Source organism: Stenotrophomonas sepilia (assembly GCF_003244875.1).
GTDB classification, from domain to species: domain Bacteria; phylum Pseudomonadota; class Gammaproteobacteria; order Xanthomonadales; family Xanthomonadaceae; genus Stenotrophomonas; species Stenotrophomonas sepilia.
In genome coordinates this window covers 214,418-229,773 of sequence record NZ_LXXZ01000040.1, presented here as the reverse complement: position 1 = coordinate 229,773, position 15,356 = coordinate 214,418, and the positions used below count along the sequence as shown (strand labels likewise).

At 67.0% G+C, this 15,356-nt stretch carries 17 protein-coding genes; 3 read left to right on the top strand and 14 right to left on the bottom strand.

Translation table 11 applies throughout. From position 1 onward, the window contains the following. Positions 1-45: 45 nt before the first annotated feature. The 12 genes from A7X97_RS07610 to A7X97_RS07560 form a co-directional block, all read right to left on the bottom strand. A complete protein-coding gene (locus tag A7X97_RS07610) occupies positions 46-1,005 on the bottom strand; it encodes a cation diffusion facilitator family transporter (protein WP_072167118.1) in 960 nt (319 codons plus the stop codon). Positions 1,006-1,074: 69 nt separating this feature from the next. Continuing rightward, positions 1,075-1,434, bottom strand: coding sequence for an AprI/Inh family metalloprotease inhibitor (locus A7X97_RS22075; RefSeq protein ID WP_227836745.1), 360 nt, complete (start codon positions 1,432-1,434; stop codon positions 1,075-1,077). Positions 1,435-1,467: 33 nt separating this feature from the next. Continuing rightward, positions 1,468-1,659, bottom strand: coding sequence for a hypothetical protein (locus tag A7X97_RS22070; RefSeq protein WP_227836744.1), 192 nt, complete (start codon positions 1,657-1,659; stop codon positions 1,468-1,470). Positions 1,660-1,869: 210 nt separating this feature from the next. After that, positions 1,870-2,127: a hypothetical protein gene (locus A7X97_RS07600; RefSeq protein ID WP_053496535.1), complete on the bottom strand. Its 258-nt coding sequence runs from the start codon at positions 2,125-2,127 to the stop codon at positions 1,870-1,872. Next, positions 2,124-3,476 (bottom strand): TFIIB-type zinc ribbon-containing protein, encoded by a 1,353-nt coding sequence (locus A7X97_RS07595; RefSeq protein ID WP_111007759.1) that lies wholly within the window; start codon positions 3,474-3,476, stop codon positions 2,124-2,126. Before A7X97_RS07595 ends, A7X97_RS07600 begins: the two co-directional genes overlap by 4 nt. 20 nt (positions 3,477-3,496) lie before the next feature. Beyond that, complete coding sequence (locus tag A7X97_RS07590; RefSeq protein ID WP_072167115.1) at positions 3,497-4,636, bottom strand: SPFH domain-containing protein; 1,140 nt, start codon at positions 4,634-4,636, stop codon at positions 3,497-3,499. A 137-nt stretch (positions 4,637-4,773) separates the two neighbouring features. Next, the gene (locus tag A7X97_RS07585) at positions 4,774-6,078 is read right to left on the bottom strand and encodes a transporter (protein ID WP_072167114.1); all 1,305 of its coding nucleotides are present in this window, start codon (positions 6,076-6,078) and stop codon (positions 4,774-4,776) included. Between the two features lie 44 nt (positions 6,079-6,122). After that, positions 6,123-6,872: a hypothetical protein gene (locus A7X97_RS07580; RefSeq protein WP_111007758.1), complete on the bottom strand. Its 750-nt coding sequence runs from the start codon at positions 6,870-6,872 to the stop codon at positions 6,123-6,125. 13 nt (positions 6,873-6,885) lie between these two features. After that, positions 6,886-7,590: a C39 family peptidase gene (locus A7X97_RS07575; protein WP_072167149.1), complete on the bottom strand. Its 705-nt coding sequence runs from the start codon at positions 7,588-7,590 to the stop codon at positions 6,886-6,888. 99 nt (positions 7,591-7,689) lie between these two features. After that, positions 7,690-9,006, bottom strand: a complete 1,317-nt coding sequence (locus tag A7X97_RS07570) for an adhesin (RefSeq protein ID WP_111007757.1) — start codon at positions 9,004-9,006, stop codon at positions 7,690-7,692. Positions 9,007-9,051: 45 nt separating this feature from the next. Next, positions 9,052-9,669, bottom strand: a complete 618-nt coding sequence (locus A7X97_RS07565; protein WP_088497576.1) for a hypothetical protein — start codon at positions 9,667-9,669, stop codon at positions 9,052-9,054. Then, positions 9,666-10,196: a hypothetical protein gene (locus A7X97_RS07560; RefSeq protein ID WP_061478317.1), complete on the bottom strand. Its 531-nt coding sequence runs from the start codon at positions 10,194-10,196 to the stop codon at positions 9,666-9,668. Before A7X97_RS07560 ends, A7X97_RS07565 begins: the two co-directional genes overlap by 4 nt. Before the next feature lie 397 nt (positions 10,197-10,593). Between A7X97_RS07560 and A7X97_RS07555 the strand changes: the two genes are divergently transcribed. Then, positions 10,594-11,949: a sigma-54 interaction domain-containing protein gene (locus A7X97_RS07555; RefSeq protein ID WP_111007756.1), complete on the top strand. Its 1,356-nt coding sequence runs from the start codon at positions 10,594-10,596 to the stop codon at positions 11,947-11,949. A gap of 7 nt (positions 11,950-11,956) precedes the next feature. Here the strand turns inward: A7X97_RS07555 and A7X97_RS07550 are convergent, their stop codons facing one another. Together A7X97_RS07550 and A7X97_RS07545 are read right to left on the bottom strand one after the other, a co-directional pair. After that, positions 11,957-12,838: a TolB family protein gene (locus A7X97_RS07550; protein WP_111007755.1), complete on the bottom strand. Its 882-nt coding sequence runs from the start codon at positions 12,836-12,838 to the stop codon at positions 11,957-11,959. Next, a complete protein-coding gene (locus A7X97_RS07545) occupies positions 12,835-13,875 on the bottom strand; it encodes a hypothetical protein (protein ID WP_111007754.1) in 1,041 nt (346 codons plus the stop codon). The genes A7X97_RS07550 and A7X97_RS07545 overlap by 4 nt, the downstream gene beginning before the upstream one ends. Before the next feature lie 91 nt (positions 13,876-13,966). Here A7X97_RS07545 and A7X97_RS07540 point away from each other — a divergent pair, with 91 nt between their 5' ends. Together A7X97_RS07540 and A7X97_RS07535 are read left to right on the top strand one after the other, a co-directional pair. Further along, positions 13,967-14,893, top strand: a complete 927-nt coding sequence (locus A7X97_RS07540; RefSeq protein ID WP_088497581.1) for a LysR substrate-binding domain-containing protein — start codon at positions 13,967-13,969, stop codon at positions 14,891-14,893. Beyond that, complete coding sequence (locus tag A7X97_RS07535) at positions 14,890-15,351, top strand: helix-turn-helix domain-containing protein (protein WP_065177773.1); 462 nt, start codon at positions 14,890-14,892, stop codon at positions 15,349-15,351. The genes A7X97_RS07540 and A7X97_RS07535 overlap by 4 nt, the downstream gene beginning before the upstream one ends. Positions 15,352-15,356 lie beyond the last annotated feature (5 nt).

Genomic DNA, 15,356 nt, shown 5'->3' with positions numbered 1-15,356 from the left:
GTGGCACTGTGGCATCGATCAGGTGAAACGGGCGCAGACGCCGCGTCATTCCGGCGCAGGCGGTGCGGCCAATGCAGCGCGCCGGGCGGCATACACCTCCGGCGTCTGCGGCTTGATGAACAGTGCCACCAGCTCCGGATACTCGCGCTTCACCGCCGTTTCGATGCGGGTGATGCAGGCTTCGATCTGCGGGGTCCGCCGGTCATCCTCGAACTCGGCGCTGAGCATGGCCACCACCTGTTCCGGGCCCATCTGCATGGTGGTCACCCCGTTGGCGCGGCGCAGATCCGGATCGGTTTCGGCCACCGCCATGATCCGCTCGGCCACTGCGGGATGGGCAGGCTCTCCGACCAGCAGGCCCTTGGTCTCACGGGCCAGGAGGAAGGCGGTGGCGGCCAGCACGCCAGCGATGCACAGCGACGCAACGCCATCAAGCACCGGCATGTCCAGCACCTGCGCGGCCACCAGGCCGATCAGTGCGAAGCCCAGGCCCAGCAGGGCCGCGCTATCCTCCAGCAGCACGGTAAAGGTGGAAGGATCCTTGCTGCGGCGGAACGCTTCGAAGTAGCCAAGTCTGCCCTTGGTGCGCCGGAACTCACGCAGCGCCACCCACCAGGAAGCCCCCTCGAACAGGATGGAGATGCCCAGCACGCTGTAGCTTAACGCGTGGTTGGTGGCCGGCTCCGGCTGGCGGATGTGCTGGATACCTTCGTAGGCCGAAACGCCGGCGCCGGCAGCGAACACCAGCAGGGCGACGATAAAGCTCCAGAAGTACAGTTCGCGGCCATAGCCGAACGGATGCAGGGAATCCGGCGCCTTGCTGGCACGGCGCAGCCCGTACAGCAGCAGAAGTTCATTCAATGTGTCGACCAGCGAATGCACGCCTTCGCTGAGCATGGCCGAGCTGCCGGAGATGCCGGCTGCGATGAACTTGGCCACGGCAATGGCCAGATTGCCTGCAAGGGCCGCATAGATGACGAGACGGGAGCCGGTGGGAGCGGACATTTCGGTGGCGGGGTGGGGCGGATGCCTGATCTTCCCGATCAGCGCGTGCCCACTGCGTGCACGGTGCGATCAGCGCCCCTTGGGATTGAGATACAGCCGCGCGCCATCCGGTTCACGGTACCCCGTCCAGCGTCCGCCGCCCGACGCGCGGAAGCGCCCGAATACGGTGTTGCTGGTGTCAGTCAGCAGCAGCTGGTTGCCCGACAGCACCCAGCGGTTGGCCGAGAAGAAGCCATCCGGGCAGCCGGCAGGCACAGAGGCACTGTAGCCGCCGAACCACTCGATGTTCTTCAGCTCGATGGTGCAGGTGCTGCCGTTCTCCTGGCCCAGTGTCCAGCTGCGGAACAGATCGCCTTCGCGCACGCCGCGGCCGCCGCGCTGGCGGTCGTGGTCCCAGTCATCGTTGTTGTCGTGGAAGCCGAAGTCCACGTCCAGCCCCTTGCTTTCACTGCGCGACTCGGACTACGAGCTGCCGCTGGTGGTGGTCTGCGTGGTCACCGCGCCACTGCTCTGGGTCTGGGTACTGCTGGATTGCGTGGTCTGCTCGGTACGGGTGGCCTGTTCACCGAAGCCGAACGACGCGTCCTGGGCAAGGGCGGGCAGGGTCAGGAAGCACGGGACGGACAGGCAGGCACGGGCAGGAACGGCGGCCATCGCACGATCCTCGGAAGGGTGGATCGCGCGAGTACCGAACCGGTGGGGCGGGAGGCGGTGTGAGGGCGCGCCCTGAGGCAAGCCAGCCAAGAACAGGTGCTGTCCGCTGAAGGGTCGTGCCGGCCGCTGGCCGGCTCCCCTTTGACGCCCAGAGACCGAAGGGATGCCGGCCATCGGCCGGCATGACCCGCAGCCAGGCATGGCCTGGCGCTACTGATCCGGCTTCACCCTTGCCACCCGTTTCCGGTACTCATACACGTTGTCACCGCGGATACGCTTGTCCTCGGTGCCGGTGACCCGGCCGACCTGCTGGTCCGAGCCGGTGACCGGCTTGGCCTCGATCTCGGTCTCGTGCTCGAAGGAGTGCGATTTGTCGGTGTTGCGGTAATAGCGGTACAGCGCCCAGTACAGCGCGGTTGCGCCGGCCGGACCTGCCGCCAACAGCCAGAGGCCACTGTCGTCGCTCATGTCGATGCCACCAGGAAGGCAATTGCGAGGGCTTCAATGACGGTGCCGGTGGCCAGGGCCGCCAGCAGCATCTTCCATTGCTGCACGGGCACACTGCCCATGGTTTCGCCGGTACGGCCGTTCACCGCGATGTAGTGCAACATGCCGCCGTTCTTTCCGGGCTGGTGATACGAGTACAACCACACCGGCAGGTACATCGACACCCAGCGCGTTCCATGCACCTCCAGCTGTTCCTGTTCCCAACGCACGCCACGGTTGTAGCGCCTCACCGACCCTTCCACCTGCGCGCGGGCGATCGACAGCAGCTGGTCTTCCAGCCGCGGCCGCAGCTTTTCCACATCCAGGTTGCGCTTCTCAGAGGTGAAGCCAGCCAGGTATGAGGCGTTCCATTTCACCGCGTTCTTGGTGTCGAACGGCAGGATGGTGTTGATGATGTTGTTGGTGTTGGCGCGGGTATCCAGATTGCCGCGCTCGGCCGAGGATTCCAGGGGCAGGTCATCAACCGTGAAATCCACCTGGCGTTCGACCTGGTAGACATCGGCGTCGTACAGGGTGCGCTTGTTCTTCTCGGTGCCGACCGTGTATTGCCGGGTCTGGATCTCGCCCTTGCCGGCCACGGCCGCGCTGACGTTGCTGTCCACGATCATGTAGGGCAGGAACACGCCCACCACGTTTTCCGGGGTGAACTGCTCCTTGAACGCTTTCAGCGCGAACATGCGGCGCTTGTCGACGAACTGGCGGATGCGCGCGACCGCATCGTCCTTCTTGATGTGGAAGGGCAGCACCGCATCGGGCACCGCACCATTGCTGATCTGTTCGTTGACGCCGAATACATGGCGGCACCAGTGGCAGCGCGCCGTCATCGTGCTTTCGGTATTGACCGTGACTTCAGCGCCGCAGCCCGTGCACTTGAACGTCATCAACGCCGAGGTGTCGGCGTCGATGTCACGCGCGCCGGAGGCGATGACCGTGCCACGCAACTGGTCGATGGCCTCGCCCAGCCCGAATTCCTCCTCGACCCGCGCGCCATGCCATTCGTGACGGCAGTACAGGCAGATGAGGATATCGGTGCCGGCCTTGGGCCGGATGTCGGTGGCGCCGCACTTCGGGCAGCGGTTGAGGCCGTCCTTCAGCTCGCTGGCCGAGGTATCAATGGCCACAGGATCGGGCGCTTCCACTTCATCGCGGATGGCCTGTGGCAGTTTCGAGGTGTCCAGCGGGAAGCTGCCGGGCAGGGGAGGGACGTCCTGCGGCGAACCGGGCCCATCCAACGACGCCGCCGGCAAGGGCGGCGGCGTCGCGGGCACGGATCCGGGCAGCGGCGGTGGGCCGTTTCTGGGATCGGACATGTGGGTTGTGCGTCCTGCTGTTACAGGCCCAGCGCCTTGGCTTTCAGGGCGTCATAGTCGCCCTGGGTGATCAGGCCCAGGTCCAGCATTTCCTTGGCCTTCTTCAGCTTGGCCACCGGATCGTCGGCAGCCGGTGTGACCGGCTGCTGCATGCCGCCGACACCGAACATGCCCGAGGCCATGCCGACACCGACCAGGCCGGCCGCACCGCCGTTCTCGCCGGCCGACTGGATGCCCTGGGCGACGCTCGCCTGCAGGTTGGAATTGCCGCGCGAGCCGGACAGCGCATCGGCGCGCTGCACGGTCTTCAGCAGTTCGCGGGTGTTGGCGTCGTACTCGATCGAGACAATGGCGGTCTTGACGATGGCCAGGCCGCGATCCGACTTCCACTGGTAGCCCTGCTCGACGGCGGCCGACAGGCTCTGTGCAAAGCCCAGCGAGTCCTGCTGCAGCCTGGTGATGCGGTTGCCCTTGCCCGGATCGTTCGTGTACAGGCTGAAGGCCGGCGCCAGCGAACCGACCACTTCATTGAACAGCTGGCTGGCGGCGGCGTTGTCCAGGTCGGTGAAGTCGAACACCTGGCCCGGCTGCAGGTAGCTGGCCGGCACGAAGTTCTTCACGAACAGGATCGGGTCGACGATCTTCAGCGTGTACGAGCCGCGCGTGACCGCGCCCACCTGGGTATTGAGGAAGCCGTCGTCCCAGTAGATTTCCGACTGGGTCCCGAAGCGGTTGTCCGGCAGCTCCTTCAGCGAGACGAAATAAGCCGCCTGCTGGGAACCGGGCTGGCCGCCGAACTTGAAGCGTTCCCAGCTCTGCTTGATGAAGGTGCTGACCAGACCGTCGCCGGCGAAGATCGATTGCGAGTTCAGGTCGTCCGAACGCCACTCGTAGCCGCCCGGTTCGGCGACGAACGCGGTGATCGCGCCGTCCTGGAACAGCAGCAGGCCGTAGCCCTCCGGCACGACGATCTTCGAGCCGTTGGTGATGATGTTGGACGAGCCGCTGGTGTTGGAGCCGCGGCCGGCGTTGGTGCCGCGCGGCACCGCCGCGAACAGGGCCGCCGTCGAGGGCAGGCCCGTGGGCACGGTGTAGAAGTCCTTCCACTGGTCGGCCAGCACACCACCGACCGCACCCTTCACCGCCTGTACCAGACCCATGTCCAACTCCCTGTGATTCGAGGGCAGGCACCATGCCTGCCGAGCTGGGCTGAATATAGCAGCGGGCAGGGACCGCTGTGGTGCCGGAAGATGAATCCAGGCCCTGCCGGGGCGCAGGGCCGTGCCTGGCGCTGTCGCTACAACATGTACGGGATCTTGAAGGCGAGAGTGAAGTCCGGTGCATCCGGGGTCAGCCCGATGCCGAGCAGGGTCACCAGCGTGGTGTGCTGGTTGAGCGCGTAGGTCACGCCCAGATTCAGTGATGCCGCGTTGGCGTCGCTGCCGATCACTTTCATCCACTTCCCGCCTTGGAAACGGGTGGAAGCGCGGGCGCTGATGCGGTCGCTGAAGGACAGGCTGAGGCTGGTGCGCTCGTTGAACGCAAAGGCCACGCCAGCGCCGAAGTAGACCGCGCCGCCGAGCTTCACGTCTCCCGGGTTGACCGTGTCGGGGTTGCTGTCGATATCACTGAAGCCACGCGGGAACGAATGCACATAGCCGACGTTGGCGAACAGGATCGCCGGATCGGCGGTCTTGACCATCGACAGGCCCACATTGGCCTGCCACACGCCATTGCCGGTGGGCTGTTCCCTGGGTACGGCGAAGCGGATGTAGTCGTCGTCGTCGCGCTCGATCACCTTCCAGTCCAGACCGTAGGGTGCGCGCCCGGTAGGGGCGGTGACTCCGGCGGTGAGCACCGTTTCCGGGCGCCAGCCGCGTTCGCCGAACAAGCGGTAGTTCGCACTCAAACCGATATCGCCCAGCCCGTTGCCATTGGTTTCTTCCTGCGCGATCGCGGCCGCCGCACCGCCCGCGCCGCCCTTCTGGTAGACGGTGCGCCGCGCCAGGTAAGGCACGTCCAGGTTGAGCGTCAGGTTCGGGCTGACACCCCAACGTGCGGCCAGGTTGTAGGTGAGCGAATCGGATTCAACGTTCTCGATGGCGATGTTGCCGAGGAAGATCGCGTCCAGCGCCAGGAAACCATTGAGGGTGAGCTGCTTGCGGTCGTAGCGGGCGTAGGTGAGGCTGTTCTCGACGGTGAAGCGGCGCGAGAACAGCGCCGACTGCTGTTGTTTCACATCATCCACGCTGCGCCGCGATTCCTGCTTCGCCTGCTGTGCCTCGGCCGCCGTGCTGGCGTAGCCCTCGCTACCCTGCGACGTCTGTAGCGTCGAGCCATGCTCGACTGCTGCGCCCGTTGCCGCCGCCGTTGCCGGCCCGGTGGGCCCCGTGCGTCCACTCAATCGCGCCTGCATGGCCTGCACCTGCATGTCCAGTTCGCGCAGCCGCCGCACTTCCTGTGCGTAGTTGGATTTGAGCTGCTCCAGCTGGTTGGCAAGTGCCTGCACGTCGCCGCCATCGTCCGCCGCTGGCGGTGCGGCAAAGGCGGTGCCCGCCAGCGCCGCCAGCGCCAACGGGGTGATCCTCATCAAGGTGTGCATGTTCGTGTCCTGCGTTGTGGATCCCCCAACGCCGTGCCGTGGTGCTATCGGCCCGGCCCCATGCCGCGGTTCATCGCAATCGCCTGGGCCACGTTCTGGCTCAACGGCAGGTTGCCGCCCGCGGTATCCCGCACCAGTTCCAGCCGCAGCTGGTTGCTGGCGATCTGGCCGTCACCGGCCAGGGCGATGCCCTGGCCGACGCTGCCGTTACGTATCCATTGCTGGACCATGCCCTGGCCCTCCACCTGCAGCTGCAGGCGTGCCTGGTTGCCGTCCAGCACTGCGGAGGCCGAGACGCCTGCACCCTGCGCACTGAGCGAATGGGCACCGTCATCCGAAAGGCCCGGCACCGTGCCGTTGCGCACCACCAGCGTGGTCGCATTGCGGGCAACGTTGCCATCGCCGGCCACCTGCACGCTCTGCACCAGGCCATTGGCGTTGGCCAGGCCGGTGCTGTCGATATGGCGGCCCTGCGTGTCCGGCAGCGGCGAATCTGCGGCAGTCACGTGCACGCTGGGCTGGAAGCTCAGTTTCGGGCTGCCGCCGCCGCGGAAGTCCATGCCCAGAGTCAACGCACCCTGCAATACGTTTCCGTTGCCGGCCTGCCACTGCGAGACCATCGTCACCCCGAACCACGCGACGGTATTGCCGCCCACGGTGTAGCGGCCGCGCATCAGGTTCAGTTCGGGATCCGGAATTTCCTTCAGGCCGCGTCCCGGCGCAGCATCCGCCGCCTGCAGGGGCAGGGCGGGGCTCGCCAGCAGCAGGAGCATCAACAGACGGTGGCGGAACATGGCGGAACCTCCTTCAGAACAGGTCGGCGTGGCTGAAGCCGAAATCGACCAGTTCGGCATCGGTGATCGGCCCCTGTCGCGCGTAGAGCGCGCGGGCACTGGGCCGTTCGCTGGGTTGCAGCAGGACTGTGTTGCGATCGAAATCACTCCCGATCACCACGAATACGGCACGCGATGGCCACGCAGCGAGGAATTCAGGCAGCGCCAGGCTGCGGTTGCCAAGGATGGGATCAGCCACCTCGACCACACCGCCGCGCACCTGCTTGAGCACCACGAAGTGGCGGAAGCCGCGCACGTCCATCAGCACAAGACCCGGAACCCGAAGCGTGCGCAGGCGGGCCTCATCGATGCGATAGCCGCGCCCGCGCATGCCCAGCGACTCCACGTAGCGCTTGATGTCGAGCAGCGAGAAGCCACGCTCGGCCACCAGCGCCGGGTCGGACACCCCCATCATCCCTTCGATGACCGTCGCCTCGTCGGTGTCCAGGTGGTAGGCATGGCGCAGGACGGTCGCCAGTGCGGCCGCTCCGCAGCTGTAATCGGTGTGCTGGCGTACCACGTTGCGGTAGCGCCGTTCCTGCATGCTCTCCACCTTCTGCTGCAGCAGTGCGCCATTGGGCAGTACGCCGGCGAAGCCGACGTCGCCCGCCCGCGCGGACGCGCCGCCCAGCAACAGCAGGCAGGCCAGCAGGCGTATCGAGAGACGGTGGCCGAACATCGCATTCTCCGGCAGCAAGGGGGAGCCCCTGTCCCAAGGGGGAGGAGGAACAGGGGCTCCCGGGGACCCGGCCATTGGCGGACGGCCGGGGTGTTGCGCTTATTCGCCGCTGCCACCACCGCCGCCGATGCTGGGCTGGGCGACTGCCAGGGCCAGGCTGTTGGCCTGCAGGTTGCCGGTGCCCGCGGCCACGTTCACGCCGATGTTGCCGGAGGCGCCGGAGAAGGCGCTGCCCGACAAGGCCGAGGTGTTGGTCGCGTTGACGTTCACCCAGCGCGTGGTGCTGACCGTGCCGCTGAGGCTGGCATACAGGTCGGCCACGCCCAGTTCGACGAACTGGCTGGTGCCACTCTCACGCGTATCGAAGCCCAGGCCACCCACCCCCGGCCGGTTGGGGTTCATCGTGGCGTTCTGGATTTCGTCGTCCAGATCGATATGGCCGGTGCTGCTGCCACCCGGGTGTGGCAGCTCCCCACTCCAGGTATCCAGATAGTAGTTGGCCATCTGGTAGGCGTTGCCGGTACCGCGGTAGGTGCCGGCGCCATAGGCCAGGGTCAGGCCGCTGACGCCGCCACGCATGCCGACCTGCACGGTATCGGTGTAGGACTGCACGAAGCCGGCGTTGCTGACCGTGTTGCCGGTGGAGACCTGGTTGGAGCTGATGCTCGATTGCGCCACCGCGGTGGTCGCGACCGACGCCGCCAGCGCGTTCTTCTGCTCGTTGTTGTTGCCCGAAGCAATGTTGACACCGATGTTGCCGGACGCACCGCCGAAGGCATTGCCACCGAGACCTGCGGCATTGGTGACGCCGGAGTTCATGGTCGCGTTGCCGAAGCCGGCCTGGTTGACGAACACCTCGGCGTCGGCCATGCCGAAGCTGAAGGACGCGTCGGCGGCGGACAATGACGCGGCATTGTCCTGGGCGTTGTTGTCGCCCGATACCACGTTGAAGCCGAGGTTGCCGGAGGCACCTGCGCCCACGCTGTCACCGATGGAGGCACTGTTGGTGACCAGGCTGTTGCTGGTGGCGTTGTTGCTGATCGACTGGCGGTTGTCGATCACGGCGATGGCCGCCGAGTCGAGGTCGATGTCGCCGGTGATGTTCGGGTCGCCGGAGAAATTGATGTCGGTGCTCAGTCGCAGGTCCTTCTCCAGGTTCACGTCGACGCCGTGGTTGTTCTTTTCCTTGCGTTCGTCGGCCTGGATGGTGCTGTGCTTCTGCACATTGACGTTGACGGTGCGGTTGCGCACGTCGTTGTCGGTGTGGTTGTGCGTCTCGTTGCGGGTTTCGCTGACGGTGTGGGTGTGGTTGATGTTCGCGTTGGCGTTCTGGTTGTCCCAGCCATTGGCCGCAGCGGCGGTCGAGGCAGTGGCAATCGCCATGGCGAGCATGGTCCGTTTGACGGTCGCTTTCATGGTGCCCTCTTTCTCTCATCAGGTGGTGCATCGGTTGGGTGGTTGTCACGGGCGGTCCTGCACGACCAGGCCCAGCACATTGGCCGTGTCATTGCCGCTGCCCGCGATCTGATTGAGTTGCAGGACCCCGTCGAATCCCCGCAGCGCGGTGCTGGTGACACCGGCGCTGCGGGTGCCCGTCGCGACGCCGCGACCGGCGTCGTCCCGCCCCCCTGCCAACGCGGAACCCTCGGCGGCCAAGGCCGTATCGTCGGTTTCGCGTATGCCCTGTCGGGCCAGCGTCGCGCTGACGACGTTGAGCGTCGCGTTGGCGATGCCGCTGGCCTGGTTGATGGATGCGATGCCGCTGGCACCGGCCAGCGCCTTGCCATCGATGACGGCAGTGGCGTGCATCGGCGCACCCAGCACGCGGTTGCCACCGCGCAGTTGTCGGTTGCCGATCGAGACGTCTGCATGTTCGCCCGTGGCGATGCCGCGCAGGTTGGCCTGCAGATTGAGGTCGCCGGCCGCCTGGTTGACCGCGATGGCGCCGTTCGCGCCGGCCAGTGCATGGCCGTCGATGCGGGCAACGTCGAGGTAGGCGAGCATGCCGCTATAGTCATCGGCCTGCGCGATCAACGGCGTGGCAGGCAGGATCAGCAGCAGCCAGTGCGCCCGCCTCACTTGCCACCTGCCGGGGCCATGCCCTGCAGCGGGAACTGGCCGAGCGCGCCGCGCACGGTCTCGCCGATGCCGCGGGTACTGTTGCCAACCGCGCCGAGCGGCCCGCTCATGGCACCACCGAGACTGCTGCCGACCATGCCGTCACCGTTGCGGCCGAGCGTACCGCCCAATGCCTGCTGCGTCACACGTTCGACCGTGGTGCCTGCGGGTGCGGTGGCCGTGGCGGCCTGACCTGCCCCCATGCCTGCGTAGTCCTCATCGCTCAGCTCGTCCATCCCGTTTGCCGGGGCACCCGCACCGAGGGCCGCCGCGATCTCGCGCTGGGGTTTCGGGTCGGCGATCAGCGCCATGCCGGGCGGCGCCATGCGATAGGCCGGGCGTGCGGACACATCACGCAACAGGACGATTTCGCCCGGTTGAGCCTTCACGCCCTGGCGTGCACCGGAGGCAGAGGCGCTCGCGCCAACCGACAGCAGGGCCACAGCCAGCGTTGCCAGCAAGCCGCGAATGGGGGTGATGCCGTCCATGCCGATCTCCCGTGGTGGGTGCGGCGGAAGCACGCATCAAGCGTGCCAACCCTGCAAGGCTTGGCTGCCTTGGCGTCAGGCGCTGGCAGGCGCAGGGGGCTGCTGCCGCGCTGTTACAGCGGCGTCGGAAAAATGTTGGGATCGCGCTGTACCACGCGCCGCAGGGCAAGGCGGGCGCCCGACTGTCACACGGGTGTTACAGGTGCCGTCGCGGACTGTAACGATGCCGCTTCAGCCGGTGGTCTCTTGACGCGGCGCTCATTGCGCCGCCGTTTAGCGCAGCGCTAGGATCCGCCCATCAAAGGCCGCTGCGGTGGCCGTAGAGGGTCCCGGCGGAGGGCGGCACGCCGGCGATTGCCTGACAGTCCGCCGACGGTGTCCGGATGCTGGGGGAAGCATGGCGGCGGTCCCGGAGGCTTCTACATCACGTTGCGTGCTCTGGTTCGGCGAGCCGCAGGCGAACGAGCGCAGCGCGCTGGCGGCCGCAGGCTGGTACGTGCGCCGCATTCATCCCGACCCGGCGATGGCGATCGGGCTGCGCGGGCGTGATCGGCTGGTCGCTGTGCTGGATCTTCGCCATCTGGATACGCCCGCGCTGCAGTTGCTGGCGCCATGGATCGAACAGCACGTGCATCTGCCCTGGATTGCGGTGCTGCCACCCGGCGCGGGGCCCACGCCTGCAGCGTGGCTGCCCTTGCTGCAGCGCTGCATCTCGCGGTTCACGCTGCCTTTCGGCCTGCAGGACCTGGTGGCTGCGATGCGCCAGCAGTTCGACGCGGATGATCCTTCTGCCAGCGAGGTATGCGCCGGCCAGGGGCCGCGCACACTGATCGGCGAGAGTCCTGCGTTGCATGCGGTGCGCAGCGTGCTGCACAAGTTCGCGCCGGTCGAACTGCCGGTGCTGGTCACCGGCGAAACCGGCACCGGCAAGGAGCTGGCGGCTCACGCACTGCATGCGTTGTCCGGCCGTGCGGGCAAGCCGTTCATCGCGGTCAACTGCGGTGCCATTCCGGCCAGCCTGGTGCAGTCGGAGCTGTTCGGCCACGAGCGCGGCTCGTTCACCGGCGCCGACAAGCGCCAGATAGGCGTATTCGAAGCCGCACACGGCGGCACCGTGTTCCTCGACGAGGTGGGCGACCTGCCGGCGGAGGCGCAGACCAGCCTGCTGCGCGTGCTTCAGGAAGGCACCTTCGAGCGTGTCGGCAGCAGCCAGCCGCTGCGGGCCGACGTGCGGGTACTCGCCGCCACCCACGTGGAGCTGGAACACGCGGTGACTCAGGGTCGGTTCCGCAGCGATCTCTACTATCGGCTCAATGTGCTGCGCCTGCTGATGCCGCCCTTGCGCGAGCGTGGCGCCGATGTGCAACTGCTGGCCGAGCACTTCCTGCGCTGCTTCCGCCTGCGCCACAGCGTGCGTGCACGTGGCTTTGCGCCCGCTGCGCTGCAGGCGATGCGGCGCTTCGGTTGGCCCGGCAACGTGCGTGAACTGCTCAACCGGGTGCAGCGGGCGGCGATCATGGCCGAAGGCGAGCTGATCAGCGAGCGTGACCTTGAACTGGGTGGGGCCGAGCATGCGCCGCCGGGCGCGATGCTGCAGGATGCCCGCGGCCAGGCCGAGCGCGATGTGCTGCTGCAGACCCTTCGCCAGACCGGCTACAACGTCTCCGAGTGCGCACGGCAGATGCAGATCTCGCGGGTGACCGTGTACCGGCTGTGCCGCAAGCATCGTCTGGAACTGCCGGCGCAGCGTTGAGTGCGGATCATGGTTCGCCCGAACGGTAGCGGATGCGGTACAGGTCCAACCCCGCACCGTCTGCGCGCCGCGCCGAATAGGTCAAAGTGTCAGGTTGCGAGCCATCCAGCATCGCACCGTAGCTGTCGCCGGAGGCTTCGTTCACCGGGGAGGGCAATGCATGGCCCGCGTCATAACGGCCTCCACGCTCGTAGGCAATGAACTGGCGGACCGGTGCAGTGGCGAAGTCCAGGGCGCGGGCAAACACCACCGTTTGGCCGTTGCCGAGGAACGTGGCATCGAACTCCTGTGCGGCGGTATTGATGCCACCCGCCAGCGGCCGCGCCAGCTGCGCCACGCCGCCGATCATCGTGGCGCTGTAGAGGTCATGGCCGCCGGCACCGCCCGCGCGATCGCTGGAGAACAACAGCGTACGACCGTCCGGCGAGAGCATCGGCGCGAACTCGTCGGCCGCGCTGTTCACCGCGGGGCCCAGATTCTCCGGTTCGCCGAATCGACCGTCACGTCCAATGCTGACCCGGTACAGATCGTCGCCGCCCTGGCCGCCTGCTCGATCCGAACAGAAATACACCGTGCGGCCATCGGCAGAAAAGGCGGGATCGAAGTCTCGTCCCGGCGTGTTGAACGAGACCGGCGTCGCCGGCCGCCAGCGCTGCCCATCGTGGCGGGAGACCCAGATGTCATACCCGCCCGGACCACCGGGACGGTTGCGGCTGAACCACAGCGCGGTGTTTCCGTCCGGGCTCAGGGTCAGTCGAATCTCGTCGTACTGCGTGGATGCAACGCCCGGCGCAAAGCGTTCAGAGGAGCCGACGATCTGCAGCACGCTTGAGGGAGTCGCGGGGGGCGACGCAGCAACCAGCAGCATCACGGCCAGCCGCGCTTTCATGCCTGCCGCTCGAAGTCGCTGACCCAGTTGGTTTCCCAACTGCGTCCCCCATCGGTCGAAGCCGCCTGTTCCCAGCGCGCCGAGCGCGGGGTGATGCGTGACCAGATCACCCGCGTCTGGATTGATCGACCGTCGTGCTGGTCTTCGCCGAAGAAGCGGCCGACACCGGCCTCGAAACCACCGCGCAGCGGCGCACCGATCCGGGTCGGCTCCCGACCATCCAGCCACCAGCTCAGCCAGTGCTGCTCAGCCGCACTCCAGGCGCGGATACCCATGCCGCGCAGCGGTGTTCCCGGCACGTCCATCAGGTTGTCGCCTACGTTGCCGAATCCTCCCAGTACCGGCCAGTTGTGCAGGGTGCCGTTGAACGCGTCCCACGCATCACTGCCTGCCAGCCGAGCGCGCAGGCGACGATGGCGCACGTTCCAATGGCCCACCAGGAAATCAAAATCGCGCGGTGCATCCGGCAGCTTCGGAAGCGGTGAGGGGACCGCCGCAGTGCGGCGGAACCAGTTGCGCCAGTTCACTTCCCAGTGCGCGCCGGCATCGTCGGAGAACGCCTGCTCCCACCACGGCTCCTCGCCATGGATGTCATGCCAGCGGAACCAGACGTCGATGGGGCGTCCCTTGAAGTGGTCACGACCACGGAAGCTGCCGCCATCGCCTTCGAAGACGCCGCGCACGGGCGGTTCGATATGGGCAGGGTTGCGCCCATCGATCCACCAGATCGACCACGTGGAAGACACTGGATCAAAAGCACGCACGCCCAGGCCTCTGTACGGGCCCGAAGGCAGCGCCATGACGTTGTCATCGATGGTGCCGAGCCCGCCCAGGGTGAGCCAGACCGCGCTGGCGCCGGTGAAGGCTTCCCAGCGGGTGTCGCCCACCAGGCGCTCCTTCAGGCGTTGGTGCCGGACCTGCCAGTTGCCCTGCAACCATTTCCAGTCTTCGCTGTGGCTGGACAGGGGCCGCCCCGAGGGTAGGGCGCTTGAGGCTGCCACTGCGGCCAAGGTGGCCAGGAACTGCCGTCGATCCATGTGCGTGACCCCTTGCCGGAAGTGCCTCCATCGTTGCGGGTGCGAGGGGGATTGACCACGCAGATATCCGGGCTCAGGCTAAGCCACACTTATGGTGAGCCAACGCCAGCTTCCATCGCTTGCCGCCATCCGCGCCTTCGAAGCGGCGGCGCGGCTGGGCAGTTTTGCCCGTGCCGCCGAGGAGCTCGACACCAGCGCGGCATCGGTGAGTTACCACGTGCGCCGGCTGGAGGCCCAGACCGGCACCTGCCTGTTCCTGCGCCACGCACAGCATGTGGAACTGACGGCAGCGGGTGCCAGCGTCGCGCAGGAGGCCACCCGGGCCTTCGACGCGCTTCGTGCCAGTTTCATGCGCGCCGCAGACATGGATGCGGCGCGACTGCGCCTGTCCGTGCTACCCACGCTGGGCACCAGCTGGTTGACACCGCGGCTGGGCAGTTTCCGCGGCCGCCATCGGAGCATCGTGCTGGAACTGGACCTGTCGGCAGAGCCGCAGGACCTGGCCGCCGGGCATTTTGATGCTGCCATCCGCAATGGGCATGGCGAGTGGCCCGGGCTGCAGGCCACGCCCCTGTTCCCCAGCATTTTCACCCCGTTGTGCGCGCCAGCGCTGCTGCCGGCGGCTGACGGGCTCGGGCGCCGGGCCTTGGAGGTTCCGCTGCTCGGCAGGCCCGACTGGTGGGCACTGTGGTTTTCCGCACATGGCGCGGTTCCGCCGCCGGCCGAGGAGAGCCTGGTCAGCCCCTTTGCGGTAGAGCATCTGGACGTCGGCGCGGCCATTGCCGGGCAGGGCATCGCCATTGCTTCGCCAATCCTGTTCCAGGCCGAACTGGACAGCGGGCGCCTGGTGCAGGCACATCCCGGTGTGGCCAGCGACGGGCGTGGTTTCTGGTTCGTGGCACCGACGGCGCGCAGCCGGAGCGCGAAGGTCATTGCATTCGGTGACTGGCTGGGCGAGCAGGCCGCGCAGGCCAGGCATGCGGCGCGACATCATCTGGCGCGCACGGTGGCGGCATGAACCAGAGCCCTGAACTACTGCGACGCCTGCTGCGTGCCAAGGACCGGATGGACCATGCCAGCCACGAGGACTGGCCGGTGGCCCGCCTAGCCGAAGTGAGTGCCGTATCCGCAGCGCATTTCGCGCGTTCGTTCAAGCAGGCCTTCGGGCTGCCACCGCATCGCTACCTGCTGAGCCGACGGATTGAACGGGCCGTGGCGATGTTGCGTGACACCGATCTGCCGGTCACCGAGATCGCCGCGCAGACCGGCTGGAGCAGCCTGGGCACCTTCGGCCGCATCTTCCGTGACATCACCGGCGACAGCCCGGGCAACGTGCGCGAGCGTGAGCGGGCCGGCCAGGCGACGCCGGCCTGCGTGCCGGAGTGCCACGCACGTGCCGCGCAGCGACCGGACCTGAACATGGCAGTTTTGGAGAAGCGCCGGCGCGCGGCGGTTGCTAACGTGGATCCCACGTGAGGGAG

Excerpts from the sequence above, each read along its gene's own strand:
- A7X97_RS07590 (WP_072167115.1), bottom strand. The coding sequence starts at position 4,636 with ATGGGTCTGGTACAGGCGGTGAAGGGTGCGGTCGGTGGTGTGCTGGCC.
- A7X97_RS07560 (WP_061478317.1), bottom strand. The coding sequence starts at position 10,196 with ATGGACGGCATCACCCCCATTCGCGGCTTGCTGGCAACGCTGGCTGTG.
- A7X97_RS07595 (WP_111007759.1), bottom strand. The coding sequence starts at position 3,476 with ATGTCCGATCCCAGAAACGGCCCACCGCCGCTGCCCGGATCCGTGCCC.
- A7X97_RS07600 (WP_053496535.1), bottom strand. The coding sequence starts at position 2,127 with ATGAGCGACGACAGTGGCCTCTGGCTGTTGGCGGCAGGTCCGGCCGGC.
- A7X97_RS07610 (WP_072167118.1), bottom strand. The coding sequence starts at position 1,005 with ATGTCCGCTCCCACCGGCTCCCGTCTCGTCATCTATGCGGCCCTTGCA.
- A7X97_RS07555 (WP_111007756.1), top strand. The coding sequence starts at position 10,594 with ATGGCGGCGGTCCCGGAGGCTTCTACATCACGTTGCGTGCTCTGGTTC.
- A7X97_RS07540 (WP_088497581.1), top strand. The coding sequence starts at position 13,967 with ATGGTGAGCCAACGCCAGCTTCCATCGCTTGCCGCCATCCGCGCCTTC.
- A7X97_RS22070 (WP_227836744.1), bottom strand. The coding sequence starts at position 1,659 with ATGGCCGCCGTTCCTGCCCGTGCCTGCCTGTCCGTCCCGTGCTTCCTG.
- A7X97_RS07535 (WP_065177773.1), top strand. The coding sequence starts at position 14,890 with ATGAACCAGAGCCCTGAACTACTGCGACGCCTGCTGCGTGCCAAGGAC.
- A7X97_RS07575 (WP_072167149.1), bottom strand. The coding sequence starts at position 7,590 with ATGTTCGGCCACCGTCTCTCGATACGCCTGCTGGCCTGCCTGCTGTTG.
- A7X97_RS07570 (WP_111007757.1), bottom strand. The coding sequence starts at position 9,006 with ATGAAAGCGACCGTCAAACGGACCATGCTCGCCATGGCGATTGCCACT.
- A7X97_RS07580 (WP_111007758.1), bottom strand. The coding sequence starts at position 6,872 with ATGTTCCGCCACCGTCTGTTGATGCTCCTGCTGCTGGCGAGCCCCGCC.
- A7X97_RS07545 (WP_111007754.1), bottom strand. The coding sequence starts at position 13,875 with ATGGATCGACGGCAGTTCCTGGCCACCTTGGCCGCAGTGGCAGCCTCA.
- A7X97_RS07585 (WP_072167114.1), bottom strand. The coding sequence starts at position 6,078 with ATGCACACCTTGATGAGGATCACCCCGTTGGCGCTGGCGGCGCTGGCG.
- A7X97_RS07550 (WP_111007755.1), bottom strand. The coding sequence starts at position 12,838 with ATGAAAGCGCGGCTGGCCGTGATGCTGCTGGTTGCTGCGTCGCCCCCC.